Here is a 23,473-nt window from a genome sequence, read left to right as displayed (position 1 = left end):
AGTCGCCCACTGCGATCTCAATCCATGGGATGCCGTGTCGAGCATCTGGAGAGCCGAGGGGCCCGCCAAGGCTTTGGAAGGCGGGCCCGTGCGCCCGGGATGGCGTTGAAAGTCCGGGTCACAGAACCCGGGCGCCTTGGCTTAGGGCCGGTCCTGGCCAGACCGAACTCCCGTCATCCGCGTGCAACGCCTGACGTCGGATGGCGTCGGTATCGGTAGGCGCCCATCGCGCGGCAAGGCCAGTCTCCTGGTCTGGACTGTAACACCTAGACATCATGGGCGCGCGGCAGGCAGGCGAAGACTATAGACGCGGACGAACCGTAGCGCTTGACGGCGAAAGACCAGAAGCGAGCGGGCTCGGCTTGGTCAGAACTGGGAAAGTCGTTTTCCCGACATTTTGAGCGTTTCTCGTTTCTGCGGCCGAAAAGGCGCGAAAACTCGCCGCACGCCTTCGTGTCGACTGCCCGACACTGGAACCCCGTCATCGGAGACGGGTTTGAGAGCGCCTGAAGCAACGACGTTTCGGGGCAGGGGGACATAGGCTTGCGCATCGGCGTCATCGCTCATTTGAAACATCCGATCGCCGAACCCTTCGCGGGCGGACTGGAGATGCACACCCACCTCCTGGCCTCTTCGCTGCGGCGACGCGGTCATGCGGTGACCGTCTTCGCCTCGACCCGCTCCGAACCCGCGCTTGGGCTGGAGGCGATCTGTGACGAGACCAGCCTGAACGCCGTCGGATCAGCCGAGGCCGAGGATGTGGCCTTCTTCAAGGAGCACCACGCCTATCTGTCCCTGCTGAACGGGCTGAGGGACCGGGACTTCGACCTGATCCACAACAACTCGCTGCACTATCTGCCCGTGGCCATGGCCGACACATTGCCCATGCCCATGGTGACGACCCTGCACACGCCACCGTTCTGCTGGCTGGAAAGCGGGGTTCGGGTCGCGCGCAGCCGCAACAACCGCTTCATCGGCGTCTCGGAGACCATCCGCGCCGCCTGGGCGCCGGTGACCCCGATCGAAAGTGTGATCCTCAATGGCATCGACCTCAATCGTTTCGGCTTTGCTGAACAGCCCGCCGCCGATCCCTATCTCGTCTGGTACGGTCGGATCGTGCCGGAGAAGGGGTTGCATTTCGCGCTCGATGCGGCGCGCCTCGTCGGTCTTCCCATCCGGTTTGCGGGACCGGTTCTCGACCACGACTATTTCGACACCGAGATCGCGCCACGAATGGCCGATGGCGCGAGCCTCTATCTCGGTCATCTGGGCCATGAGGAACTGGCGGTCGTCATCGGCGGCGCCCGGGCCTTCCTGTGCACGCCGTGTTGGGAAGAGCCCTATGGTCTGGTGGTGGCCGAGGCCCTGGCGTGCGGTGTCCCGGTCGCCGCCTTCGCGCGGGGCGCCATTCCGGAAATCCTGACCCAGGACTGCGGTGTCCTGGCGCGCCCCGACGACGCCGTCAGCCTGGCGGCCTCCGCGTCTCGGGCGCTGGGGCTGTCACGCCGCGCGTGCCGCCGCCGCGCGGAAAGCCTCTGCGACGCCGAGGTCATGATCGACCAATACGAAGCCCTTTACCGCGAGTGCGTCGATGCCCGCGCGCCGGTCCGTCGTGACCCCCGATACGCCGTCCTTCCCCACAGTCTGCCCCCTCTGACTCGGAGTTCCGATCATGCCACCGACCAAAGCCAAGACAACGCCGGCGAAATCGCCTTCCAAGACCTCTGCCAAACCCGCAGCCAACCCCGTGTCGGATCGTTCGACGTCTGAGGTCACTGTGGGGAACGGGGGCGAGGCGCACCAGACCGCCGCCACGCCCGAGACCCGCCTGACGACCAACCACGGGGTTCCGATCAGCGACAATCAGAACACCCTTTCGGCCGGGCCCCGCGGCCCGCACCTGCTCGAAGACTTCGTACTGCGCGAGAAGATCCAGCATTTCGACCACGAGCGAATCCCCGAACGGATCGTGCACGCGCGCGGTTCGGCGGCGCACGGGGTGTTCGAACTGACCGAAAGCCTGGCCGAGTTCACGACCGCGAAAATCCTGACAGAGGTCGGCGTCCAGACCGAACTGTTCACCCGGTTCTCGACCGTGGCCGGCGGCGCGGGGTCGGTCGACACGCCCCGGGACGTGCGTGGCTTCGCGGTCAAGATGTACACCGTCGAGGGCAACTGGGACCTGGTCGGCAACAATATCCCGGTCTTCTTCATACAGGACGCCATCAAGTTTCCCGACCTGGTCCATTCGGTGAAGATGGAGGCCGACCGGGGCTATCCGCAGGCGGCTTCGGCCCATGACACCTTCTGGGACTTCATCGGCCTGATGCCCGAGAGCACCCATATGGTCATGTGGCAGATGTCGGACCGGACGATTCCGCGCTCCTACCGGATGATGGAAGGGTTCGGCGTCAACACCTTCCGGCTGGTCAATACAGCGGGTGAGGCGACCCTGGTCAAATTCCACTGGCGGCCCCGGCTGGGAACCCAGTCGACCTGCTGGGACGAGGCGGTGAAGATCGCCGGCGCCGACCCGGACTATCACCGCCGCGACCTGTTCGACGCGATCGACAAGGGCGACTTCCCCGAATGGGATTTCGGCGTCCAGTTGCTGACCCAGGAACAGGCCGACGCCCTGCCGTTCGACATTCTCGATGCGACCAAGCTGATCCCCGAGGAGCTCTATCCGATCCGGGTCGTCGGCAAGATGACCCTGAACCGCAACCCCGACAACTTCTTCGCAGAGACCGAGCAGGTCGCCTTCCTGCCGACCAACATCCCGCCCGGCATCGATTTCTCGGAAGACCCGCTCCTGCAGGGCCGCTTGTTCTCGTATCAGGACACCCAGCTGTCGCGCCTGGGCACGGTCAACTTCCATCAGATCCCGATCAACCAGGCCAAGGGGTGCCCGTTCCAGAACTTCCAGCGCGACGGTCACATGCAGATGGCCGTGCCGAAAGGACGCGCCAACTATGAGCCCAACAGCCTTGCCGACGCCGGCGAGATCGGCGGGCCGCGCGAAGATCCCAAAGGCGGGTTCACCAGCTTCCAGGCTCCCGTGGAGGGGGCCAAGGTGCGGATCCGCGCCGAGACCTTCGCCGACCATTTCAGTCAGGCGCGGCTCTTCTTCCGCAGCCAGACCAAGATCGAGCAGGCGCACCTGGCGTCGGCCCTGGTGTTCGAACTCTCCAAGGTGACGCTGGAACACGTCAGGCTCCGCGTCCTGTCCAATCTGCTGAACGTGGACGAGAGCCTGGCGGCGCGGGTCGCCGACGGTCTCGCCATGGATCTGCCAGCGGCGTCGCCGCCGGCGTCCGAGCCCTTCGACATGGATGACAGTCCGGCCCTGCGCATCGTCGGCAAATATCCGGAGACGCTGAAGGGACGGCTGGTCGGAATCCTCGTCACCGACGGCGCCGACGGCAAGGTCGTGACGACGGTCAGGACGGCCGCCGAGGCAGCCGGCGCCCAGGTCCAGCTGATCGCGCCCAAGGTCGGCGGGGTGACTTTGAAGGACGGGTCGAAACTGAAGGTCGATCGACAGCTCCAGGGCGGGCCGTCGGTGTTGTTCGACGCGGTCGCTCTGGTCCTGTCCGAGGACGGTTGCGCCATGCTGTTGGGCGAAGGCGCGGCGGTCGATTTCGTTAAGGACGCCTTCGGCCATCTCAAGGCCATCGGGCATACGGCCGAGGCCCAGCCTCTGCTGGACAAGGCGGGAGTGGTTCGCGACGACGGGGTCGTGGATGTGACGAAGTCCGCCAAGGGGTTCATCGTGCCCGCCAGCACCCGTCAGTGGGCGCGCGAGCCCAGCGTACGGATCCTCGCCTGATAGCGGGGGCGACATGGACGGCAGACGCGCCGGGCCCCAGGCCCTGGTGCGTCTGCGTGCCCGCGCGCAACGAGGCCGAACGGCTGGACCGGCTGCTGGACGCCCTGGCCGATCAGGACATCGAGGGCCCCATCCGGGTGGTCCTGGCGCTGAACAACACCACGGATCGCTCCGCGCAGATCGCTGCGCAGGCGGGGCTCCGGCATGGGGACAGACTGTCGCTCCTTATCGACGACCATGTGTTTGCGCCGGACCTCGCCCATGCAGGCTCCGCGCGCCAACGCGCCATGGCGCTCGGGTCTGGCCTGCTGGGCCAGGATCGCGCTGGGGTGCTGATCAGCACCGATGCCGACACGCGACCACCCCCGGACTGGGTGCGCCGCAATCTCGAAGCGGTCGACGGGGGCGCCGATCTGGTGGGGGGGAGGCTGGCGTGGGACGAGGCCGAGGCCGTCTCGCCGCCCATCCGGCACGCCCGCGCCCTGTGGGATGAATACTGGACGCGGGTGCGGGCCATAGAGGACGAACTCGATCCGTCGGCCTGCGATCCGGCGCCGAGACACGGCGATCATACGGGGGCGAGCCTGGCGATCACCATCGACGCCTATTCGACAGCCGGAGGCGTGCCCCTGATCCCGAGCGGGGAGGACCGGGCCCTGGTTGCTGCGGCCGTCGGCGCCGGTCGGCGACTGGCGCATCCCCTGAACGTCTGGACCCGGGTCTCGCCCAGGCTGGACGGGCGGGCTGTGGGCGGCATGGCCGAGGATATGCGACGTCTGCAGGCGGAGGCCGTCGAAGGCCGTCACCCGACCGCCCCGGACTTCGCCCACTGGCGCGCGCGGGCCCTGTGGCGGCGCGATCTGCGGGCGCGCCTTGGTCCCGCAGCGATGCTCGCGGCGGAGGCGGCCCTGCCGCCCATGCCGCACGACATGGTCCTTCGCCGGTCAGCCGCGCCGGGCGATGCCTCATGATCGGCTACTATGTGCACCATCACGGCGCCGGCCATCTGGCGCGCGCCCTGGCGATCACATCGCCCGAACCCGACGCCTTCACCCTGCTCGGCACGGGTCTGGCGGGACGAACCCACCCGGTTGCAGCGATCGATCTGCCTGATGATCGACCGGCCGAGACGGCGGTCTTCGACGGCGAGGACGGGACGGCGGATCGGCCTGAGGCTTTGCATTATGCGCCTCTGAACCACGACGGCGTTCGGCGCCGCGTGGCTCAACTGACGGCCTGGATCCAGGCGGCGCGGCCGGCCCTGATGGTGATCGATGTCTCGGTCGAGGTCGCCATGCTCGCCAGGCTGACCGCCACCCCGACGGTCGTGGTTCGACTGACGGGCGACCGCACCGACCCGGCCCATCTCGACGCCTTCCGGGGCGCCGCCGCCATCCTGTCGCCTTTCCATCCCGATCTCGAAGACGCCGCAACCCCGGACTGGGTTCGGGCCAAGACCCGCTATGCGCCGCGTCTCGTTCGACCGGTCGCCAGGGCGACGGTCGACGAGACGGTTGTCGCGGTCGTGTTCGGCGCGGGCGGCGGGCAGGCCGATGGCGAGGCCCTCGCGGCCGCCGCGCGCTCTACGCCGGAACTGAGCTGGCGTGTGCTGGGTCCGATGTCCCCTGCGGCGAGCCCGCCGGCCAACCTGACCGTCCTCGGCTGGGTCGAAGATGTCGACGCTGAGCTCGCCGGCGCCGGGGTCGTGGTCGGCTCAGCCGGCAATGGGGTGGTCGGGGCGGTGTTGAGCGCAGACCGACCCTTCGTTTGCCTGCCCCAGCCGCGCCCCTTCCACGAACAGCTTTCGACAGCGCGCGGCCTCGCCGCCCAGGGCGCAGCGGTGCAGCTCGACGCCTGGCCCGCCGCGAAGGCCTGGCCAGACCTGCTTGCGGCCGCTCGCGGGCTGGCCGGCGTCTCGCGCCGTCGGCTGCGCGACGGCGCAGACGCCGCTGACATCCGCCGCTGGCTGCTGGACGGCGCCGGTCGACCCGCCCCCGCAACCCGAGCCCCGCAATGACCTCGCCTACCGTCCGCCCCCCGTCATCCGCCCGGCCGCCACTCCGGGATCGGACTCTCGCCCTGCAGGACGCCTTGGTCCTCCTGGGCGAGCAGTACGACGCCGCGCCGGTCTTCCCGACCGACAGCCTGAAGGCCCTGGTCGAGGCCGATCTGCACCGAAGCTTCGCGCCGGTCGACGCCGGTGGCGAGCGGTTCGAAAGCGAGACGGCGGAGGCGCTGGCCCTGCTCGACGTCTTGCGGATCCTGGGTCGCGCCGACCTGAGCGTGGGTCGGCTGTACGAGGGCCACGTCAATGCGTTGAAGCTGTACGCCTGGTATGGCTCGGCCGAGCAGACATCCTGGCTGTCCGGGGTCCTGAACGACGGGGCGATGTTCGGGGTATGGGCGACGGAGCCCCAACCCGGCGTCCGGCTGCAGGAGACGCCCGACGGGCCGCGGCTTGAGGGCGGCAAGGCGTTCGCCACGGGGGCGGGTGGGCTGGCCTATGCGCTCGTCACGGCCCAGCCCCTGGAAGGCCCCCGCCGTCTGGTCGTCGTTCCGGCGAACCAGACCCACCGCGCCGACCTCAGTGGCTGGCGGGTCCGGGGGATGCGGGCGACGGGCAGCGGGCTCTATGACCTGACCGGTCTGAGGCCGGCGTCCCGCGACCTGATCGGCGAGCCTGGGGACTATGACCAAGATCCCCGGTTCACCGCCGGGGCCTGGCGGTTCTGTGCGGTGCAGCTGGGCGGGGTCGAGGGCCTGCTGGTCGCGCTGCGCGCCGCCCTGTCGGACGTCGCCCGCGCCGATCCCATCCAGAGGGCGCGGTTCGCCGACGCCGTGGCGGCGACCCGCACGGCCGGGCTGTGGGTCCGCCAAGCCGCCTTGCGCGCAGCCCTCGACGATCCCGACGCGCCGGACTTCGCGCGTATGACGAGAGGCGTGGTCGAGCGATCCGCCCTGGAGGTGATGGAGCTTGCCGCCCGGGCGGTCGGCACACGCAGCGCCTTTGACGGTCAGAGGATCGACAAGATCACCCGTGATCTCAGCCTCTATCTGCGGCAGGCCGGACCTGACCACGCCAAGGACCAGGCGGCCAAGGCCTGGCTGGTCCGCGACGTCTGGGGCGAGGCGGACCGGCTGTGGTAGGCGCCCGCCCCCTGTCGGACAGCCGATGGCGGCGCGCCCGCTGGCTTGTGATCGCGCCCCATGCCGACGACGAGACCCTGGGCGCCGGCGCCCTGATCGCCGAGGCGGCGGAGCAGGGCCAGCTGGCGGGGGTCGTCTACCTCACCGACGGCACAGGGTCCCATCCGCATGCCGACGCCGCGAGCCGCGCGCGTCTCAAGGCTCTGCGGCGTTTGGAGGCGCTTAAGGCCTGCCGGATCCTCACGGGCGGCAGGAACTGCCCGCTGATCTTTCTGGACTGGCCCGACGCCGGGCCGCTGGTTCCGCAGAGCGCGGGCCACCAGACGTCCGTCCGACAGCTGGCCGCCCTGTGCCGCCGCAAGCGTGTGGACGCCATCGCCGTGACCTCGGAGGCCGAACCCCATTGCGACCACGCCGCCGCTGGCCAGCTGGCGCACGCGGCGGCCCGCGCCGCCCTTCGGCCCGTGGCGGTGTTCGACTATCTGGTCTGGAGCGAGACGGCGCCGCCGGGACCGGTGTTCGTCACCCGGCCTATCAACCCCGGCCGACGTCGCGCCGCCCTGGCCGCACATCGCTCCCAGCTGACGCCGGTCTTCGGCGAGGGATTCCGGCTGCCGTCGCCTCGGCGGCGCATGCCGGATCGCGACCGGCTCTATCCAAGGGCGCGCCCATGACCCGACACGACAGAAGCCTCGGCGCCGAGTATTTCGAGGCGATGTTCCAGGGCGACCCTGACCCCTGGAAGCTTGAGACCAGCCTCTATGAGGCCGCCAAGTTCGACCAGTCGATCGCAGCCCTTGGCCGCCGGGTCTATGACAGGGCTTTCGAAGTGGGCTGCGCCGGCGGCTCTTTGACCGAAAGGCTCGCGCCCCACTGCGCCCGCCTGCTGGCCATCGACATCAGCGAGACGGCCGTGGCCCGGGCGCGGCGCCGTTGCGCGGCGCTCGGCCAGGTTCGCATCGAACGGATGGCGTTTCCGCGAGCGGTCCCGTCGATGACCCCCTTCGACCTGATCGTCCTGTCCGAGGTCGCCTATTATTGGGACGGCGGCGACCTCGACCGGGCGGCCGGCGCCGTCCGCAACGCGCTGGCGCCCGGCGGCGACCTGCTGCTGGTCCACTACACCGGCGAGACCGACTATCCGCACTCCGGCGACCAGGCGGTGGAGACGCTTAAGGAGGCTTTTGCCGGCGACGTGGAGATCCTCAGGGCGGAGACCCACGACCGCTATCGCCTCGATCTCTGGCGGCGGCGATGACGGGGTTGAGCGTCCTGACCCTGGTCAAGAACCGGGCGCTTCATCTGGACCGATTGATCGAGGGGCTGGACCGCAGCGCTTACAGGCCGCTTGAACTGATCATCGTCGACATGAGCGACGAGCCCGTCGAACCCAGATCGCGCGGGGGCTTTCCGACGACGACCGTGCCGCTGGCCGCCGAAGGCCTGCCGCTGGCGGCCGCCCGCAATCTGGCGGCGGAGCGGGCCCGGGGCGATCGGCTGTTGTTCCTCGACGTCGACTGCATCCCCACGACCGGTTTGGCCGGCCGTATGGATGAGGCGCTGCGGGACGAGGACGCCCTCGTCTGCGCCGAAGTCCGGTATCTGGCGGCCGACGCCGTGCATGAGGACTGGACCGAGACCGGCCTGGCCGAGGCGGCGCGGCCCCATCCGGTCCGGGACTTCCCGACCTCGGGTCGGCGTTACGAGACGAACGCCGGGCTGTTCTGGTCTCTGACCTTCGGCATCCGGCGAGACACCTTCGCTCGCGTCGGCGGATTCGATGAAGGGTTCGAGGGCTATGGCGCTGAGGACACAGATTTCGGATTCCGGTGTCGCGAGGCGGGCCTGCCCCTGGTGTTCATCGGCGGGCCGGGGTCGTTTCACCAGCATCACGGCGTCTATGATCCCCCGCTTCAGCATTTCGAGCCGATCCTCGAGAACGCCCGCCGCTTTCGCCAGCGCTGGGGATTCTGGCCGATGGAGGGATGGTTGAAGGCCTTCGCCGAGCGCGGTCTTGTCGGCTTCGACGGCGCGACGCTGGAGCGATTGCGGGCTCCGACCCCGCAAGAGATCCAGAACGCCAGAAAAACCGGGGACGCGCGGTTCTGAAGACGGTCGGGTCGCCGCGCCGCTGCAGCCCTTCAGAGAGGACCATCGGTCGCCTTTTGGGCCGCGTCCTCAGCCCGGCCGAGGCCTTTCCCTCGCGCCTGCGCCTGCGCGGGCCTTGGGGCCCTTTTCGACGAGCTCGTCATTTCCGATCGCCTTGACCGAGGTCGTCAATGGTCAAGCCCAAGGTGCGGCGTCGGCCATGCCGTCCTCCGTCCGTTCGGCGCATCGGGCCCGGACTGGGTCGGCATCGAGCCTAGCGCATCAGCCCGGCGCGGCGCAGGGCGTCTTCGATGACGCCCTGGATCGATCCGGCTGCGGGGTGGGTCACGGTTTCCACCTGCGTGACCGACGGCGTCACCTCCCGCGGGCCGCCGCCCTGCGCCGAGGTCTCGTGCTCGCGCGGCTGGCGCTCAAGAGGCTCAGGCGATGGCGCGGGGTCGGGCCGGTCGGGCTTCGCGAGCTTCCACCGCGTCACGAGGGTGCGCGTGGCGGACAGGCCGGCTTCGAGGAAATAGGGTCCGGCGGCGCCGCAGGGCTGATCGCCGTGGGTTTCGATCGGAACCCCATGGCCCATGCCCGCAATCCGATAGTCCTCCACCACGACCTTGCCGCCGGCCCCGCGCCAGAGCCGGTGGATGTGGCCTGCGACACGGCGCACCTCGTCCGGCTCCGCCTTGAGAGCGTGCACCCCGACCCACTGAGCGACAAGGGCGTCGGCATTGACGGCTGCGACCGTCTGATCGGCGTCGCCGTGCCAGATGGATATCGGCGGCCAGGGCCCCGCATGATCGGAAGCGGCGAGGACAGCTGTGGTGGAGGCCGCAGCACCAGCAAGGCCATGGCCCCGCATTCGGTCGAACGCCTCAGGGACAGAGGCGGCCGCGCCATAGGGCAGGCCGGCTATGACGGCTCCGCCAGCGAAGATTTCGGGATAGGTCGCGAGCATCGCCGTGGCCATGGCGCCGCCCGCCGAGAGGCCGGTGACAAAGATCCGGGATCGATCGATGTCGTGCTGGAGGACGACGGTCTCGATCGCCGATCGGATCGAGGCGGCCTCGCCGCGCCCGCGTTCGACGTCCGAGGTCACATACCAGTTGAAACAGCGTCCGGGATTGTTCGCCGCTTGCTGCTCCGGATAGAGGACGACGAAGCCATTGCGATCCGCCAGGCTCGACCAGCCGGATCCGGCGTCATAGGCCGCCGCCGTCTGGGTGCAGCCATGCAGGACGACCACGAGCGCCGGGCGGCGATCCAAATCGGTCGGAACGTGTTGATGGGCCTTCAGCCCTCCGGGATTCGGCCCCATGATCGCGACCGGCTCGAGCCTGGACGATGCGGGGTGAGCGGCGGACGCGCGATGTTTCAGACGCGAGAGAGTGTCGGCGAGATTTCGCATGGCGGCTCCGCTGACAGCTTGGACCGGCCCGTCAGCTTATGTTGCAGTGCAACATATAGGGTCTTGATCGCCGACTGCAACGACCGGCGCCGGCCTTGGTTGACCGCGCCCAATGTCGCGTCTGGCTGGCGAAGGCCAGCGCGGCTTGAGCCGCGTGTCCGCCTGGCCAAGCTGGACACGGAGGCCGAGGCCGAGGCCGAGGCCGGGGTCGCGGCCGCTACGCGATCCGAGGCATCCCCTGTCTGATCCTCGTCAGGAAGGGGCGAGAGCTCGCCCGGACGTCCGGCGTGATGCCGACCTCGGCGATCATCGACTGGGTCGATCAAAACCTTCAGGGCGTGAAGCTGAGCGGTCATTGAGGCGCCCGCCAGGCTCAGGGCGTTTCGACGGTCCCGACCCGCTTTCGAACACGACGATCTGGGCACGGCGCTCGCTCTCTGACGCGCGTATCGGCGGGTCCTGGCGCCGTCAGGGTCAGGCACCGGCGGCTTGAGTCTTCGCCTGTCGAGGATCTCCGCGTCGATCGATTTGGGTCCAAAGGGGGGCGTCGGCGGCCGAACTCAAGTCCCCGGCATTAGGGGCGACCCTCGGAAGGCCAGAGAATTGTGCGGCCTGGGCGCATGAAAGCGTTGATCCCATCGCGTTCTTTTCAAGTCGTCAAAAGTCTTGGCCCAAGTCGGCTTGACGTGTTGATCAGAAATGAGGCCACGGCTTTCGCAAGTCTGGACAAGTCATATTTGACTATAGAGCAACTCAACCTAAACTTTTGAATATTTGACGTTGACAACCTGCAGGTATTTTTGCTTGCAATGAGTCGCGGCGTGCTGAAACGCGCTGAAGCACAGGAACACAACATGCAACGGATGCTTGGGCGCGGCCTGTTTGGCGCCGCGATGACGTGCGGCCTGCTGGCGGCCGGGCCCGCTTTGGCCGGAGGATCGGGAATGCCGTGGGAAGGCCCTCTGCAGCAGGTGGTCCAGTCGATCACCGGACCCGTGGTCCAGGCGGCGGCCGTGGTGGCCGTGGTGGTCTTCGGCGCCGGCATCGCCATGAGCGAGAACGGCTCTTCGATGCGCCGGGGGCTCGGGATCATGTTCGGCCTGTCCATCGCCTTCGCCGCCTCGACCTTCTTCCTCGATTTCTTCGGCTTCGCCGGCGGCGTGGAGATCGGGTGATGAGTGCGCAGCCGGACGGTTGGGAGCTGCCCGTGGCCCAGGCCCTGTCCGAGCCGGTGCTGATGGCTGGCATGCCGCGGGAATACGCCATCGCCATGGGGACGATCGCCATGGTCCTGGGTCTGGCCCTGCGGATCTGGTGGCTGGGCCTGCTGTGGTGGGCGGCGGCCCACGCCATCGGCCTCTGGGCCGCGCGGTCCGATCGTCGCTTCTTCGAGGTGCTGCGCCGTCATCTGCGCACCCCCGGCCATCTGGACGGCTAGGGCGCGATGCGGTTCCTCGACGAGCATCGCCGCCGGCCCGCCGCCCTGGCCGATCATCTGCCCTGGGCCGCCCTGGTCGCGCCGGGCGTGGTCCTCAACAAGGACGGCTCCTTCACGGCGGCCTTCCGCTTCCGCGGGCCGGACCTGGAATCCTCGACCGAGGACGAGCTGATGGCCGTGCGGGCCCGGCTGAACAATGCGCTGAAGCGGCTTGGCACCGGATGGTGCCTGCATATGGAGGCGCGCCGCCGGCCCGCCTCGGCCTATCCCGAGAGCGACTTCGACCTCGACGTCGCCTGGCTTCTGGACGCGGAGCGCCGGAGCCGCTTCGAGACCGCCGATCCGGCCTTCGAGACCGATTTCCGCCTCGCCCTGACCTGGCTGGCCCCGGCCGACGAAGCCCGCCGGATGGAGCGCTGGCTGTTCGACGGCCTGGCCCGCGGCGGCCATGACTGGCGCCAGTCGCTGGCGACCTTTTCGCGTGAGGCCGACACCATTCTGGATCTGCTGTCGGACGGCCTGCCGGAGATCGACCGCCTCGACGACGCCGACCTCCTGACTTGGCTGCACGACAGCGTCTCCCCGACGCCGTTTCCGATCCGGCCGCCAGAGACGCCGATGTTCCTCGACGCCTGGCTGGCCGACGCCGGCCTCACCGGCGGGGTCTCGCCCCGGCTCGGCGACCGTTGGCTCAAGGTCGTCGCCGTCCGCGGACTGCCGTCCGTGACCCGGCCCGGCCTTCTAGACGCCCTGGGCTCCCTGCCGTTCGAATACCGCTGGACCGCGCGCTGGATCGGCCTGGACAAGGCCGAGGCCGAGCGGGAGATCGTCAAGCTGCGCAAGCGCTGGTTCGCAAAGCGCAAGGGCGTCGGCGTCCTGCTGCGCGAGGCCATCACCAAGGAGGAGGTTCCACTCCTCGACACCGATGCGGCCTCCAAGACCGAGGAGTGCGATGGGGCGCTGGCGGCCCTGGGCGCCGAGGCCTGCGCCTTCGGCTATCTGACCCTGACAGTCTCCGTGCTGGACGCCTCCGAGGCGGGGGCGTCGGCCAAGGCCCGCGCGGTCGAGGCCGCGCTCAACGCCCAGGGACTGGTGGCGCGGATCGAGGACCTCAATGCGGTCGAGGCCTGGCTGGGGTCCTTGCCGGGCGAGCCCTATGCCGATGTGCGCAGGCCCCTGGTGTCGACGCTCAACCTCGCGGATCTGTTGCCGGTCTCGGCGGTCTGGGCCGGGCCGGCGGAGGACGCCAGTCTCCAAGCTCCGCCGCTGGCCACCGCGCGCACGACCGGATCGAGCCCGTTCCGGCTGGTCCTGCACGTCGGCGACGTCGGCCACGCCATGGTAGTGGGCCCGACCGGATCGGGCAAAAGCGCGCTGCTGTCCTTTCTGGCCCTGCAGTGGTTCCGCTATCGGGGCGCAAGGGTCGTCTTCTTCGACAAGGGCCGGTCGGCGCGCGCCGCCACCCTCGCTGCGGGCGGATGCTGGCGGGCTCTGGAGCCCGGCGCCCGGTTCTCGCTCCAGCCGCTGGCGGCGATTGACCGGGAGGAAGAGCGCGCCTGGGCGTCGGAATGGATCGCCGAGACCGTTCGCCTGGCCGGGCTCGATCCGGTCCCAAGGGTGCGGGAGGAGATCTGGGGCGCCCTGTCAGCCCTGGCGGAGGCGCCGGTCGGCCAGAGGACCCTGACCGTCTTCTGCGCCCTGGTGCAGGACAAGGCCGTGGCGGCGGCGTTGGAGCCTCTGACCCTGAAGGGCCCGCACGGCGCTCTACTCGACGGGGCGGGCGAGACCCTGGAGCCGACCCGGTTCGACACCTTCGAACTGGAGACCCTGATGGGGACGCCGTCGGCGGTGGCGCCGGTGCTGTCGGCCCTGTTCCATCATCTTGAGCAGAGCTTTGACGGCCGGCCCACCCTGCTGGTGCTCGACGAGGCCTGGCTCTTCCTGGGCGAAACGGCCTTCGCAGCCAGGATCCGGGAGTGGCTCAAGACCCTGAGGAAGAAACGGGTCTGCGTGGTCTTCGCCACCCAGAGTCTCGACGACGTGGCGGCCTCCTCGATCTCGGCCAGTCTGATCGAAAGCTGCCCGACCCAGGTCTTCCTGCCCAACCCCCGGGCGCTGGAACCCGCCTCGGCAGAACTCTATCGCGGCTTCGGACTGAACCGGCGTCAACTGGAGCTGATCGCCTTCGCCACGCCCAAGCGCGCCTACTATTGGCGCCAGCCCCGGGGACGGCGGCTCTTCGACCTGCGCCTGACCGGCGTGGCCCTGGCCCTGTGCGGATCATCCGCGCCCGAGGACCAGACCCTCATCGACGCCATCCTGGAACGAACCGGCGACGCGGACTTCGCGCGCGAATTTCTCAAAGCCAAGGGAGTGCAGAATGTGGATTCCGTCTTCGACGCCTTCGCCCCGAGCCTCGCGGCCGAATAGGCGGCTTCAACGCCTGGCCACGGGGCTGGTCACCGTCAGCCTCCTGGCGGCCGCGCCGGTTGCGGCGCCGGCCCAGCAGGTCGTGTTCGACCCGCGCAACCACATCGAGAACGCGCTGCAGGCGGCGCGTCAGCTGGAGAGCCTAGCCAATGAGGCGCGGAGCCTGGCGGGCTCGCCCTACAGCCATCTGACCCAGTCCAGTCAGGCCTTGCGCGAGATGGCCGATCTGGCGCGGACCGCGCGGGGAATAGCGAGTTCCGTCAATGGCCTGGAGCAGCAGTTTCAGTCGCTGTACCTGGATGATCTGTCCGGGTCGGACAGGTTGCGCCTGCTCGAGCAGGGCCAGGCAAGGACCGCTGTTGCGCGGCACACGGCCGAAGATGTGGCGCGTACAGCGGCCGAACTCGAACGGCTGGGGCAGGGGCGGGCGGCCCGACTGTCGGGCGCCCTGTCGGCCAGCGAGGCCGCCGAAGGCCAGACGGCGGCCACCCAGTCGACCAATCAGCTGCTGGCTGTGCTGGCCGAGGATATGGCGGCGCTGCGCACCATCATGCTGGCCCAGTCGCGCCTGATGGCCGAGGCCACGGCGCGGGACGCGGCCAGCCAGGCCGCAGGCGACGCGGCGCGGCGTCAACGCTGGGGCGGACCCGTCGCGACGCCCGCGGCTCCGGTGTTCGATCCCCTGTCCCACGCGGGCGACTGAGGGGGCTGGGCGATGTCGGTCGGATCCGAAACCCCCAATGAGCTCATGGTGGTGTTCTCCAACACCGTCTCGGCCGGGTTCGACGCCCTGCAGGGGTCGGTCAACGGCGTGTTCGGCCTGCTCATCGTCCTGGTCGTCGCCCTGACCGGCATCCAGTGGGCGATGTCGCCCAATCGCGAGATCCTGGCCGCAGGGTTCGGAAAGGTCCTGCTGATCGGGGCCTTCGCCTGGCTCATCAACGACTGGCAGCAGTTGTCGGAGACGATCTACGCCGGCTTCATCGAACTGGGGCTGACCGCGGGCGGCGGCTCGCTCAGCCGCGCCGACTTCCTCAATCCGGGCGCGATCCTCGCCCAGGGTTGGGAGATCGTGAAGGCTCTGGGTGAGACGCCGGCGCCCGTCGACAACCCCCTCGACGTGGTCCGCAACATGGCCGACGCCCTGGTTCTGGGCCTGGCCATGATCGGCATCATGCTGGCCTTCGCCGTGCTCGCGTTGCAGATCATCGTGGCCCTGCTGGAGTTCAAGATCGTCACCCTGGGCGGCTTCGTCCTCCTGCCCTTCGGCATCTGGAACAAGTCCGCCTTCCTGGCCGAGCGCCCCCTGGGCTATGTCGTCTCTTCGGGCCTAAAGGTCCTGGCCCTGGCCATCGTCATTTCGGGCGCGCGCACGGTCTTCGACCAGCTCCAGCCCTCGGCCAACCCGGACATCTACGAGGCCCTGAGCATCCTCGTCGCCTCGATCCTTCTGGCCATGTTGGCCATGTTCATTCCCAACCTCGCTTCGGCCCTGGTGACGGGCGGTCCGGCGCTGGGCGCAGGCGCGGCCCTGACCGGCGCGCTCGCCGTCGGCGGCGCGGGACTTCTCGCCGGCGCCGGCGTGGCGGGCGCGGGCGCTGCAGCGGGCGGCGGCGCACGCATGGCCGGGCCGGCGAAGGCCGCAGCCGGGGCCGGATCGGGGCGATCCCCCACGCCAGGCGGCGGCGCGACGTCTCCCGGCGGCTCGCCGCCGCCCAGACCCTCAAACGACAATCCCTCGCGTGCGGGGCCGCGGCCTTCATCCGGCGGCGTGTCAGCCCGGCCCACCGCATCGGGGCTCCGCGAGCCCACCTTGGTCTGGCGGCCTGAAGACCTCTCGGCGTCGGGAGAGACTTCCGCCGCCGATGTGGGACCGGCAGGGTCAGCGTCGGCGCCCGGCGTAGCGTCGAGCGGCGGGCGGCCGGCCGGCAAGATCGCTGCGGAAGCGGAAGGCGCGCGCCGTGACTTTCACCGGGCTGCCGCTGCCGGCTCGGACGGTCGCGCGGGCAAGGCCTCGCCGTCGGGCCGGTCGGTCGCCCTGCAGGCCTTCTTTGTCGCCAACGCCGGTCGCGGCCTGATGCCCGGCGGCGAAACAAGCGGCGTCCTGTCCCCCAATCTGAAGACCGAGGAGAGTTGAGATGCATCCCTTCTTCCGACCCAGACGCGCCATGGCCTCGGCGCCGGACTCCACCCCCTACCAGCGGGCGGGTCAGGTCTGGGATGACCGCATGGGCCTGTCCCTCGCCCACGCCCGCAACTGGCGCCGGATCGCTCTGGCCAATCTCGTCCTGGCCGGCTTCCTCGGCGCGGGCTGGTGGGTCCAGGCTGACCGGGCCGTGGTCAAGCCGTTCGTGGTCGAGGTGTCCGACTGGGGCGAGACCCAGAGGATCACCGCCATCGGCGGCCGCTATGAGCCCAACGAGGCCCAGATCGGCCATGCCCTGGCCGGCTGGGTCCGGGACGTTCGCTCCAAGTCGATCGACCCGATCGTGATCCGGCAGAACTGGCTGCGGGCCTATGACCTGATGACGCCCAAGGCCGCGAGCTTCCTCAACGCCTGGGCCCAGACCCACGACCCCTTCGCCGAGGTCGGGCGCGAGGCCGTCAATGTCGAAATCCTAAATGTTGTCAAACGGACAGAGCGGACTTTTGATCTTCAGTGGCGAGAGACGCGCTTCGTGAACGGGCAGTCGGCCGGAACCGAGCGATGGCGCGCCCTGATCACGACGACGACCCAGCCCCCTCGCACCGAGGCCGAGCTGATGAAGAACCCCCTGGGCCTGAAAATCGAGGACATCTCATGGACCCCCGACGCTTCCTGATCCTGATCGCCAGCGGCCTGCTGCTGTCCGGGTGCGCGCTCTTTCGGGGGCCGCCGCCATCGTCCGCAGCCGTTGCCTTCGAAACAGCCGTCGTTCCGGTCACTCCGGACCTTCTATCGACTGACCCTGTGGTCGACGAGGTCATCGAGGGTGTGGCGGCCGAGCCGGCCATCGCAGCGCCCGTCGATGTTGCGGGACCCCAACCTTATGAGGCGGCTGCCCCGTCGCCGGCGTCCGAACCCCTGCGGCCCGGCGCGGCCAGCGGTCGCGAGGCGATCGCGGCGGCCAATGTCGCGGCCCGGGCGGCCTCCCGGTCCGACGATTTCGTCGGCGGCGTCCAGGTGTTCGCTTGGTCGCCGGGCCGGGTGTTCGAGGTCTGGACCGCGCCCTTGCGGGTCACGACCCTGACGCTGTCGCCCGGCGAGACCATCCTGTCCAAGGCCGCCGGAGATACAGTTCGCTGGCAGATCGGCGAGGCCAGCTCCGGGGCCGGTTCCGAGGCGCGGACCCACGTGATGCTCAAGCCGCTGGCGCGCGGGCTGGAGACAAACCTCATCCTGACGACGAACCGTCGCATCTATCTCATTGATCTGAAGAGCGGGGGCACGGACGCGTTCAACGCCGCCGTGGCCTGGGACGCCCAAGCCCCCTCGGCAGGGACGATGGCCGTGTCCTCGCCCGTGGCCCTGGCAGACGTCCGCGTCCCGGACCCCGTGGTGATGCCGGACGGGCCGCTCGACGGCCGCTACCGGATCGAGCCCCAGGGCCGACGCGCGCGCTGGACCCCCACGGCCGTCTTCAACGACGGGGTGCGCACCTTCATCACCCTCGACCCTGACGTCGATGTCGACGAGGCGCCGGTGCTGTTCGTGCTCGCGGCCGACGGCGAGGCCCAGATGGTCAACTACCGCCAGGTCGGAGGCCTCTTGGTCGTCGACCGCGTCTTTGACCGGGCCGAGCTCAGGCTCGGCGACCGCCACCCCCAGATCGTTCGTATCCGCCGTGTCTCAGGAGGCCGCTCATGACAGAGTTCGACAGCCCGGAGCCCGTCCCGACGGCGCCTCCGCCAAAGCAGCCGGCGCCGGGGCTCGACGCCCGGGCGGCCCGACCTCAAGCCGTCCGGCTGCGCAAGTCGGTCGTCCAGATGCTCGTGATCGGCGGCGCCGTTCTGGTCTCGGGCTCGCTGGCCTGGGCCTTCGTGGTCCAGCCCGAGATGCGCGACGCGGCGCGTATCCGAAAGGCGGAGGATCGTGAGGACAGCGCGCGCGGCTCGGTGCGGCCGACCGAGGCCGTCACCGATCAGCCCGCCACCTATGACCGGCTTCCGGAGCCGCGCGGAGTTGGGTCGGAACCGGCGACGGCGACGACGGATGCACCAGCCGGCGCGGTCCGGAGAGAGGTCGCGTATGCGCCGTCGTACCGAGCGGCGTCGCCAGTACGGCCTGCGGGACCCAGTCCGCGCCAGCTGGCGGTTCAGTCGGGCCTGTTCTTCGCACAGGCGGCGCCGGGCCAGAGCGCCAGTGCGACGTGGTCCACGCCGACCCAGGAGCGTACGGCGCGGGCGGATCCGGATCTAGGGGCGATCTACAGCGGCCACAGCCTGGTCGCGCCCCTGTCGCCTTTCGAGCTGAAGGCGGGTGCCATCGTACCGGCGGCCTTGCTGACCGCCGTCGACACCTCGCGGGCCGGCCCGGTCGTGGCGAGCGTGACCCAGAACGTCTATGACTCGATCAGCGGACGGCATCTGTTGCTGCCCCAGGGCACGCGGCTGATCGGAACGTCCGAGGGCGAGAGCGCCTACGGCGACCGGCGCGCCTTCCTGACCTGGGAGAGGCTGATCCTTCCCAACGGCAAGAGTCTCCTCCTGACCTCGGAAGCCGGGGTCGACGCCCTGGGCGCCGTGGGCGTGCGCGGCCAGGTCGACCGACGGCTGTTTCCCCTGTTGGTCGGGACCCTGTTCGCCGGCGCCATCACCACCCTGGGCCAAGTCGCGCGGGATGGAGAGCGCGGCTCGGGCGGCCTGCTCGGCGATGCGGGCGACGCGGCGGCGATCGAAGGCTCGCAGGTCGGCGGACGGCTGGTCGATCGCGAGCTCGGCGTGAGGCCGTCGATCCGTCTGCGAGCCGGAGCGCCGGTCCGGGTCATGATCACCAAGGACCTCATCCTGGAGCCGTACCGGCCATGACCTCGCCCCTCGAGAATGGAAACCGCTGGGCGGTGCTCGGCGCCGCCGTCTTCGTCATGACCTGCGTCGGCCTGATCGTGGAACAGGTCCCGGCCATAGCCCTGGTCAATGAGAGCCCGAGCCTGCCCAAGGGCCTCTACGTCCGCCAACCCGGTGGAAGGCCGGACAGGTCCGCCATCGTGGCCGTCCTCCAGCCACCGTCGGTCCGTCAGTATCTCGCCAGCCTGGGCATGCCGACGGACGTGCTGCTGATCAAAAGGGTCGCGGCCGTCGGCGGCGAGGTGGTCTGCCGACGGGATGGCACGATTACGACGCCGGATCGCGTGGTGCAGGCCGTGATGCGGGATCGGCGGGGCGTCGTCTTGCCGGCCTGGGAAGGGTGCCGACGGCTCGCGCCCGGCGAACTCTTCCTTCTCGGGGACACGGCCTCGAGCTTCGACAGCCGCTATTTCGGGGCCGTTCGGCGCGATCAGGTCCAGGGCGTCTACCGGACGGGACTGACATGGTGAGGTTCATCGTCTTGGCATCAGTCCTTGGGACTGTGGCGTCCTCCGCGTCCGCCCAGGCCGTGGACTGGCGACGGGCGGGCGGCGATCTGTTCGGGGGGGGGGCGGTCGAGGCGGCCTCCGACATGTCTCCTGTTGAGGCGGAGCCGGCGAGGCTCCGTGCGCTTAGCCAGCCGTTCCAGGAGGCCATCGACGCCGCGGCCCTGGCGCACGGACTGGATCCGAAGCTCCTCCACGCCCTCGTCGTGACGGAAAGCGCCTATCGGGCAGACGCCGTCTCTCCGGCAGGGGCAGGCGGCCTGACCCAGCTGATGCCGGGGACGGCCTTCGACCTTGGTGTCAGGGATCGCTTCGATCCCATTGAAAACTTGAGAGGAGGGGCCGACTATCTGGCCCGCCAGATTGTACGCTTCGGCGACCTCAGGCTGGCTCTGGCGGCCTATAACGCGGGGCCGGCCAGGGTGGCGCGCCTGGGCCGGGTCCCGGACATCGCAGAGACACGGGCGTATGTCGTCACCGTTATTGATTGCTACCTCGCCCTCGCTGCAGCGCGGGGCGTCTTGAACTCGAGACAGTGTCAGCCGAGCGAGCCGACGCCATGATCGGCGGCCCAGATCCTGCCGGGAACCGGACCTGCGTCGACGACGACGATCTACTGACCCGCGCCGAGGCCTCCGCCTTTCTCGCTCTGCTGGGCGTCCGCCTGAAACCGGCGACCCTTGCGCGTCTGTGGTCGACCGGTTCGGCCGGCCCGCCGTGTCGCCACATCCGCGCCAAGCCCTTCTACCCGCGAGGGTTGCTGCGGCAGTGGGCCAACAGCCAGATCACCGATATCAGGGCCGGGGCGCCCCCCGCCGCCCAAGGCCGGCGCCGTGGTTGATCCCATGGGCGCATCTGCGACTGTCGCCTGGAAAGGCAGCGACTGCGCCGAGGGGGCGAAGGACGCGACGGTGTTGTGGCGGATGTTCGCGGTTCGGGCCTGGCGGCCATCCGGAGGGCCGTCATGACAAGCGATCCCCGGTGCGGGCCCGTAGAATCCGGAGGGCCTGACGATCGTCTGCTGACCTGGGACCGGGTCCAACCGATCGCGGGCATCAGTCGGACGACTGCGTGGCGCATGCAAAAGGCGGGCGATTTTCCGGAACCCGTGACGATTTCCCCCAAACGGGTGGGTTGGTGGGAGAGCGAACTCAATGCCTGGAAGGCCAGCCGAAAGGCCGGCGATCGTCCAAAGCCCCTTGCGCCGCCCCGGGCGCCCCGCCTGATCCAGACCGCCCGGTCGCCGCGGACGGCCCTTGAGCCGGTCCATGACCCGCACTCGGAGCCGCCGTCGCCGACGATCGCGGCGCCCAAGCGCGTGTCTCAGGAATGCACTTTCGTTCAAGCCGACTTGCCGCTGGGGGCGCCCGTCGCGAACGCCCAACGGTCCCGGTCTTCGCGGAAGCGGATCGTATCGCCGGATCAGATCGACTTCGGGTTCTAGGACGGGGTGCGGTCGTCAGAAGCCGCCGGGGCTTGCGCCAGTCGCCGTCGCACGGCCTTCATGAGGTTGGCGTCCAGCTTGGGTTTCTCCCACCTGGCGGCTCCGCCCAGCGGGCGCGCCGCCGCCTCCGGATAGGTCAAATAGGTAAACACGCGATCGACCACCTCGATCATCAAGGTCTTCATCTCGACGTTCGATATCCGGCTCAACGCGTTCCATGGAATTTCCCCATGAGGCGAGACGACCGTCACGTCGCTATAATCGCCGACCACGGAATCGGGGAAGGTTCCTGCGTGCAAATCTTCCAGGCCGGTGTTGCGCATGCAGGTCTCGACGATCGACAGGGCCAGCCATTCAAGGTCAGGCGCGCCACGGGTCTCGTCGGTCATAAGCGGATGTCTCTTGGAGGCGCGGGCCAAGGCGGGCCGCGCATATTGACGGGACGGCGGACGCGGATGAGCATCTTACCATGTGGGGAATCGTTCTGACCAACGCGGCTGGCGAGGCGATTGACCAGTTCGTCTTCGACGGCCCGATTGAAGGCGTGCGCGACGGCTGTCGCCGGCATCTCGAAGCCCGGCCTGACGCGACCCAGGCCCGGCTGGTCTCTCCCGACGGCTTGCTCGATTACGTCTACCCTGAGCGTCCGGGGCCTCTAGGGCGCGCCGCGCCCGGCCCTCGCAAGCGGCAAGTGGGCCGGGTGGCGTGAGCGGCGATGGAGATGTTGAGGTGAACCCGTCCACGCGAAACGGGACTCCCTCGCCAGAGACGTGATTCGTGCCGAATGCCGAAGACGACCGACGATGTCGTTGGTGACGTCGAAACGAGGTGCGGCGGTGTGAAAAGTTGTGGAGAACACGCCCCAGCCCGGTCGGCTTTGGGGGTGATTTTGGGGGTTGTCGATGTTCTTCAGCAAAACCGCTGTAAAAACAATCGTATAAAGCCCGAGTTGGCTCCGCGGGTAGGATTCGAACCTACGACCAGCCGATTAACAGTCGGCTGCTCTACCACTGAGCTACCGCGGAACAGATACTCGGGAGGCGGGCCTATAGCAGCGGGTTCGCGACGATTGCAACGGATAATCTCTCTGATGACCATCATCTCCATCGACGACCCCAAAGATCCGCGCATCGCCGCCTATCAAGACATCCGGGAGCGGGACCTGACAGGCAGGGAGGGGCTGTTCGTCGCCGAGGGGGAGGTGGTGCTGCGAACCCTGGTGTCGCCGTCCTCGCGATGCCGTCCGCGCTCGATCCTGCTGGCGGCCAAGCGGGTGGAAGGGTTGCGCGACGTGATCGCGGCGGCGCCTGTGGGCACGCCTGTCTATTCCGCCAGCCAGGCTGTGCTGGACGCCGTGGCGGGGTTTCCACTGCATCGGGGCATACTGGCCTTGGGCGAGAAGCCGTCGCCTATGGCGGCCGCGGATATGCTGGCCGGGCTCGGTGAGGATGCGGTGGTGGTGGCGGCCTCGGGAATCGGCAATCACGACAATATCGGCGGAATTTTCCGCAACGCGGCGGCGTTTGGTGCGGGCGGAGTGCTGCTGGACGACCTGAGCGGCGATCCCTTTTATCGCAAGTCGATCCGGGTCTCGGTCGGGGCGGTGCTGAGAACCCCGATCGCGGCGCCCCTGCCGCTACACGCCTTGGTCGATGCGCTGGAGGCGCAAGAGTTCGAGGTCATCGCCCTGACGCCATCGGCCAGTGAGCCCTTGTCGGCCCTAAGGCCGGGCGGGCGACGAGCCCTGTTGCTGGGATCCGAGGGGCCGGGGCTGCCGGATGACATTATTCGTCGCTGCCGGGCAGTGGGAATACGGATGTCGGGCGGATTCGATTCCCTGAATGTCGCCGCGACCAGCGCGGTGGCTCTGCATCAACTGACGGCGGGGTAGGGCGGCGGTTCGCTCGTTTGGCGAGTCGCGGCGAGGCAATGCGCCTGAACGGCGACAATCCTAGGAATATGAGCGCGTTAACGCTTTATGCACCTTGATGAATGGCTCAGCTTGTGACGCCATGGCGGTTCAGCGGGGGGAAGCACCGTCATGCACAGCGTCTTGTACTACGTCAGCCGCAACGCCCGGGTCGCCATGGCCGTGGGCATCGTCTTAGCCTGCGTCAGCACGGCGGGC

General features: G+C 69.0%; 24 protein-coding genes and 1 tRNA gene. 22 read left to right on the top strand and 3 right to left on the bottom strand.

Annotated elements, in window-relative coordinates; genetic code table 11:
• Positions 1 to 543 precede the first annotated feature (543 nt).
• From ACO05L_RS10330 to ACO05L_RS10295, 8 genes are read left to right on the top strand one after another with little or no spacing between them, the layout of a single operon-like run.
• On the top strand, positions 544 to 1,770 hold the full coding sequence (locus ACO05L_RS10330; protein ID WP_421729088.1) for a glycosyltransferase family 4 protein: 1,227 nt from the start codon (positions 544 to 546) through the stop codon (positions 1,768 to 1,770).
• Positions 1,673 to 3,829 carry a catalase gene (locus ACO05L_RS10325; protein ID WP_421729087.1) on the top strand — a complete coding sequence of 719 codons (2,157 nt, stop codon included), beginning with the start codon at positions 1,673 to 1,675 and terminating at the stop codon, positions 3,827 to 3,829. The genes ACO05L_RS10330 and ACO05L_RS10325 overlap by 98 nt, the downstream gene beginning before the upstream one ends.
• A gap of 56 nt (positions 3,830 to 3,885) precedes the next feature.
• On the top strand, positions 3,886 to 4,800 hold the full coding sequence (locus ACO05L_RS10320) for a glycosyltransferase (RefSeq protein ID WP_421729086.1): 915 nt from the start codon (positions 3,886 to 3,888) through the stop codon (positions 4,798 to 4,800).
• Positions 4,797 to 5,846 carry a glycosyltransferase gene (locus tag ACO05L_RS10315; RefSeq protein WP_421729085.1) on the top strand — a complete coding sequence of 350 codons (1,050 nt, stop codon included), beginning with the start codon at positions 4,797 to 4,799 and terminating at the stop codon, positions 5,844 to 5,846. The genes ACO05L_RS10320 and ACO05L_RS10315 overlap by 4 nt, the downstream gene beginning before the upstream one ends.
• On the top strand, positions 5,843 to 6,976 hold the full coding sequence (locus ACO05L_RS10310; RefSeq protein WP_421729084.1) for an acyl-CoA dehydrogenase family protein: 1,134 nt from the start codon (positions 5,843 to 5,845) through the stop codon (positions 6,974 to 6,976). The genes ACO05L_RS10315 and ACO05L_RS10310 overlap by 4 nt, the downstream gene beginning before the upstream one ends.
• Positions 6,970 to 7,650 (top strand): PIG-L deacetylase family protein, encoded by a 681-nt coding sequence (locus tag ACO05L_RS10305; protein ID WP_421729083.1) that lies wholly within the window; start codon positions 6,970 to 6,972, stop codon positions 7,648 to 7,650. The genes ACO05L_RS10310 and ACO05L_RS10305 overlap by 7 nt, the downstream gene beginning before the upstream one ends.
• Positions 7,647 to 8,234 carry an SAM-dependent methyltransferase gene (locus ACO05L_RS10300; protein WP_421729082.1) on the top strand — a complete coding sequence of 196 codons (588 nt, stop codon included), beginning with the start codon at positions 7,647 to 7,649 and terminating at the stop codon, positions 8,232 to 8,234. Before ACO05L_RS10305 ends, ACO05L_RS10300 begins: the two co-directional genes overlap by 4 nt.
• On the top strand, positions 8,231 to 9,085 hold the full coding sequence (locus ACO05L_RS10295; RefSeq protein ID WP_421729081.1) for a glycosyltransferase family 2 protein: 855 nt from the start codon (positions 8,231 to 8,233) through the stop codon (positions 9,083 to 9,085). The genes ACO05L_RS10300 and ACO05L_RS10295 overlap by 4 nt, the downstream gene beginning before the upstream one ends.
• Before the next feature lie 253 nt (positions 9,086 to 9,338).
• Here the strand turns inward: ACO05L_RS10295 and ACO05L_RS10290 are convergent, their stop codons facing one another.
• Complete coding sequence (locus tag ACO05L_RS10290; protein WP_421729080.1) at positions 9,339 to 10,481, bottom strand: alpha/beta hydrolase family esterase; 1,143 nt, start codon at positions 10,479 to 10,481, stop codon at positions 9,339 to 9,341.
• 854 nt (positions 10,482 to 11,335) lie between these two features.
• Between ACO05L_RS10290 and ACO05L_RS10285 the strand changes: the two genes are divergently transcribed.
• From ACO05L_RS10285 to ACO05L_RS10230, 12 genes are all read left to right on the top strand, one after another.
• Positions 11,336 to 11,656 (top strand): TrbC/VirB2 family protein, encoded by a 321-nt coding sequence (locus ACO05L_RS10285; RefSeq protein ID WP_421729079.1) that lies wholly within the window; start codon positions 11,336 to 11,338, stop codon positions 11,654 to 11,656.
• Positions 11,656 to 11,919 (top strand): VirB3 family type IV secretion system protein, encoded by a 264-nt coding sequence (locus ACO05L_RS10280; protein WP_421729078.1) that lies wholly within the window; start codon positions 11,656 to 11,658, stop codon positions 11,917 to 11,919. The genes ACO05L_RS10285 and ACO05L_RS10280 overlap by 1 nt, the downstream gene beginning before the upstream one ends.
• A 6-nt stretch (positions 11,920 to 11,925) precedes the next feature.
• Positions 11,926 to 14,349: a conjugal transfer protein TrbE gene (gene trbE, locus ACO05L_RS10275; RefSeq protein WP_421729077.1), complete on the top strand. Its 2,424-nt coding sequence runs from the start codon at positions 11,926 to 11,928 to the stop codon at positions 14,347 to 14,349.
• Positions 14,300 to 15,052 (top strand): conjugal transfer protein TrbJ, encoded by a 753-nt coding sequence (locus ACO05L_RS10270; protein ID WP_421729076.1) that lies wholly within the window; start codon positions 14,300 to 14,302, stop codon positions 15,050 to 15,052. The genes trbE and ACO05L_RS10270 overlap by 50 nt, the downstream gene beginning before the upstream one ends.
• A 12-nt stretch (positions 15,053 to 15,064) precedes the next feature.
• Positions 15,065 to 16,486, top strand: coding sequence for a P-type conjugative transfer protein TrbL (trbL, locus tag ACO05L_RS10265; protein ID WP_421729075.1), 1,422 nt, complete (start codon positions 15,065 to 15,067; stop codon positions 16,484 to 16,486).
• A gap of 1 nt (position 16,487) precedes the next feature.
• Complete coding sequence (gene trbF, locus ACO05L_RS10260) at positions 16,488 to 17,171, top strand: conjugal transfer protein TrbF (protein ID WP_421729074.1); 684 nt, start codon at positions 16,488 to 16,490, stop codon at positions 17,169 to 17,171.
• Positions 17,150 to 18,196 carry a TrbG/VirB9 family P-type conjugative transfer protein gene (locus ACO05L_RS10255; RefSeq protein ID WP_421729073.1) on the top strand — a complete coding sequence of 349 codons (1,047 nt, stop codon included), beginning with the start codon at positions 17,150 to 17,152 and terminating at the stop codon, positions 18,194 to 18,196. Before trbF ends, ACO05L_RS10255 begins: the two co-directional genes overlap by 22 nt.
• Positions 18,193 to 19,356 (top strand): TrbI/VirB10 family protein, encoded by a 1,164-nt coding sequence (locus ACO05L_RS10250; RefSeq protein WP_421729072.1) that lies wholly within the window; start codon positions 18,193 to 18,195, stop codon positions 19,354 to 19,356. The genes ACO05L_RS10255 and ACO05L_RS10250 overlap by 4 nt, the downstream gene beginning before the upstream one ends.
• A complete protein-coding gene (locus tag ACO05L_RS10245) occupies positions 19,353 to 19,865 on the top strand; it encodes a S26 family signal peptidase (RefSeq protein WP_421729071.1) in 513 nt (170 codons plus the stop codon). Before ACO05L_RS10250 ends, ACO05L_RS10245 begins: the two co-directional genes overlap by 4 nt.
• Positions 19,859 to 20,464, top strand: coding sequence for a lytic transglycosylase domain-containing protein (locus ACO05L_RS10240; protein WP_421729070.1), 606 nt, complete (start codon positions 19,859 to 19,861; stop codon positions 20,462 to 20,464). The genes ACO05L_RS10245 and ACO05L_RS10240 overlap by 7 nt, the downstream gene beginning before the upstream one ends.
• Positions 20,461 to 20,742, top strand: a complete 282-nt coding sequence (locus ACO05L_RS10235; RefSeq protein ID WP_421729069.1) for a hypothetical protein — start codon at positions 20,461 to 20,463, stop codon at positions 20,740 to 20,742. Before ACO05L_RS10240 ends, ACO05L_RS10235 begins: the two co-directional genes overlap by 4 nt.
• Positions 20,743 to 20,865: 123 nt before the next feature.
• Positions 20,866 to 21,345 (top strand): helix-turn-helix transcriptional regulator, encoded by a 480-nt coding sequence (locus ACO05L_RS10230; RefSeq protein ID WP_421731674.1) that lies wholly within the window; start codon positions 20,866 to 20,868, stop codon positions 21,343 to 21,345.
• On the opposite strand, the gene ACO05L_RS10225 is transcribed toward ACO05L_RS10230, so the two are convergent.
• Positions 21,342 to 21,734, bottom strand: a complete 393-nt coding sequence (locus ACO05L_RS10225; RefSeq protein ID WP_421729068.1) for a hypothetical protein — start codon at positions 21,732 to 21,734, stop codon at positions 21,342 to 21,344. The genes ACO05L_RS10230 and ACO05L_RS10225 overlap by 4 nt on opposite strands.
• An 80-nt stretch (positions 21,735 to 21,814) precedes the next feature.
• Here ACO05L_RS10225 and ACO05L_RS10220 point away from each other — a divergent pair, with 80 nt between their 5' ends.
• Positions 21,815 to 22,054: a hypothetical protein gene (locus ACO05L_RS10220; protein WP_421729067.1), complete on the top strand. Its 240-nt coding sequence runs from the start codon at positions 21,815 to 21,817 to the stop codon at positions 22,052 to 22,054.
• 241 nt (positions 22,055 to 22,295) lie between these two features.
• Here ACO05L_RS10220 and ACO05L_RS10215 read toward each other — a convergent pair.
• A tRNA-Asn gene (locus ACO05L_RS10215) sits at positions 22,296 to 22,370 on the bottom strand.
• Between the two features lie 65 nt (positions 22,371 to 22,435).
• Here ACO05L_RS10215 and ACO05L_RS10210 point away from each other — a divergent pair.
• A complete protein-coding gene (locus ACO05L_RS10210; protein ID WP_421729066.1) occupies positions 22,436 to 23,236 on the top strand; it encodes a TrmH family RNA methyltransferase in 801 nt (266 codons plus the stop codon).
• Positions 23,237 to 23,473 lie beyond the last annotated feature (237 nt).

The organism is Brevundimonas sp. (assembly GCF_965227765.1).
Classification (GTDB): domain Bacteria; phylum Pseudomonadota; class Alphaproteobacteria; order Caulobacterales; family Caulobacteraceae; genus Brevundimonas.
The sequence above is the reverse complement of the archived record's forward strand: the minus strand, read 5'-3'. Positions and strand labels throughout refer to the sequence as shown.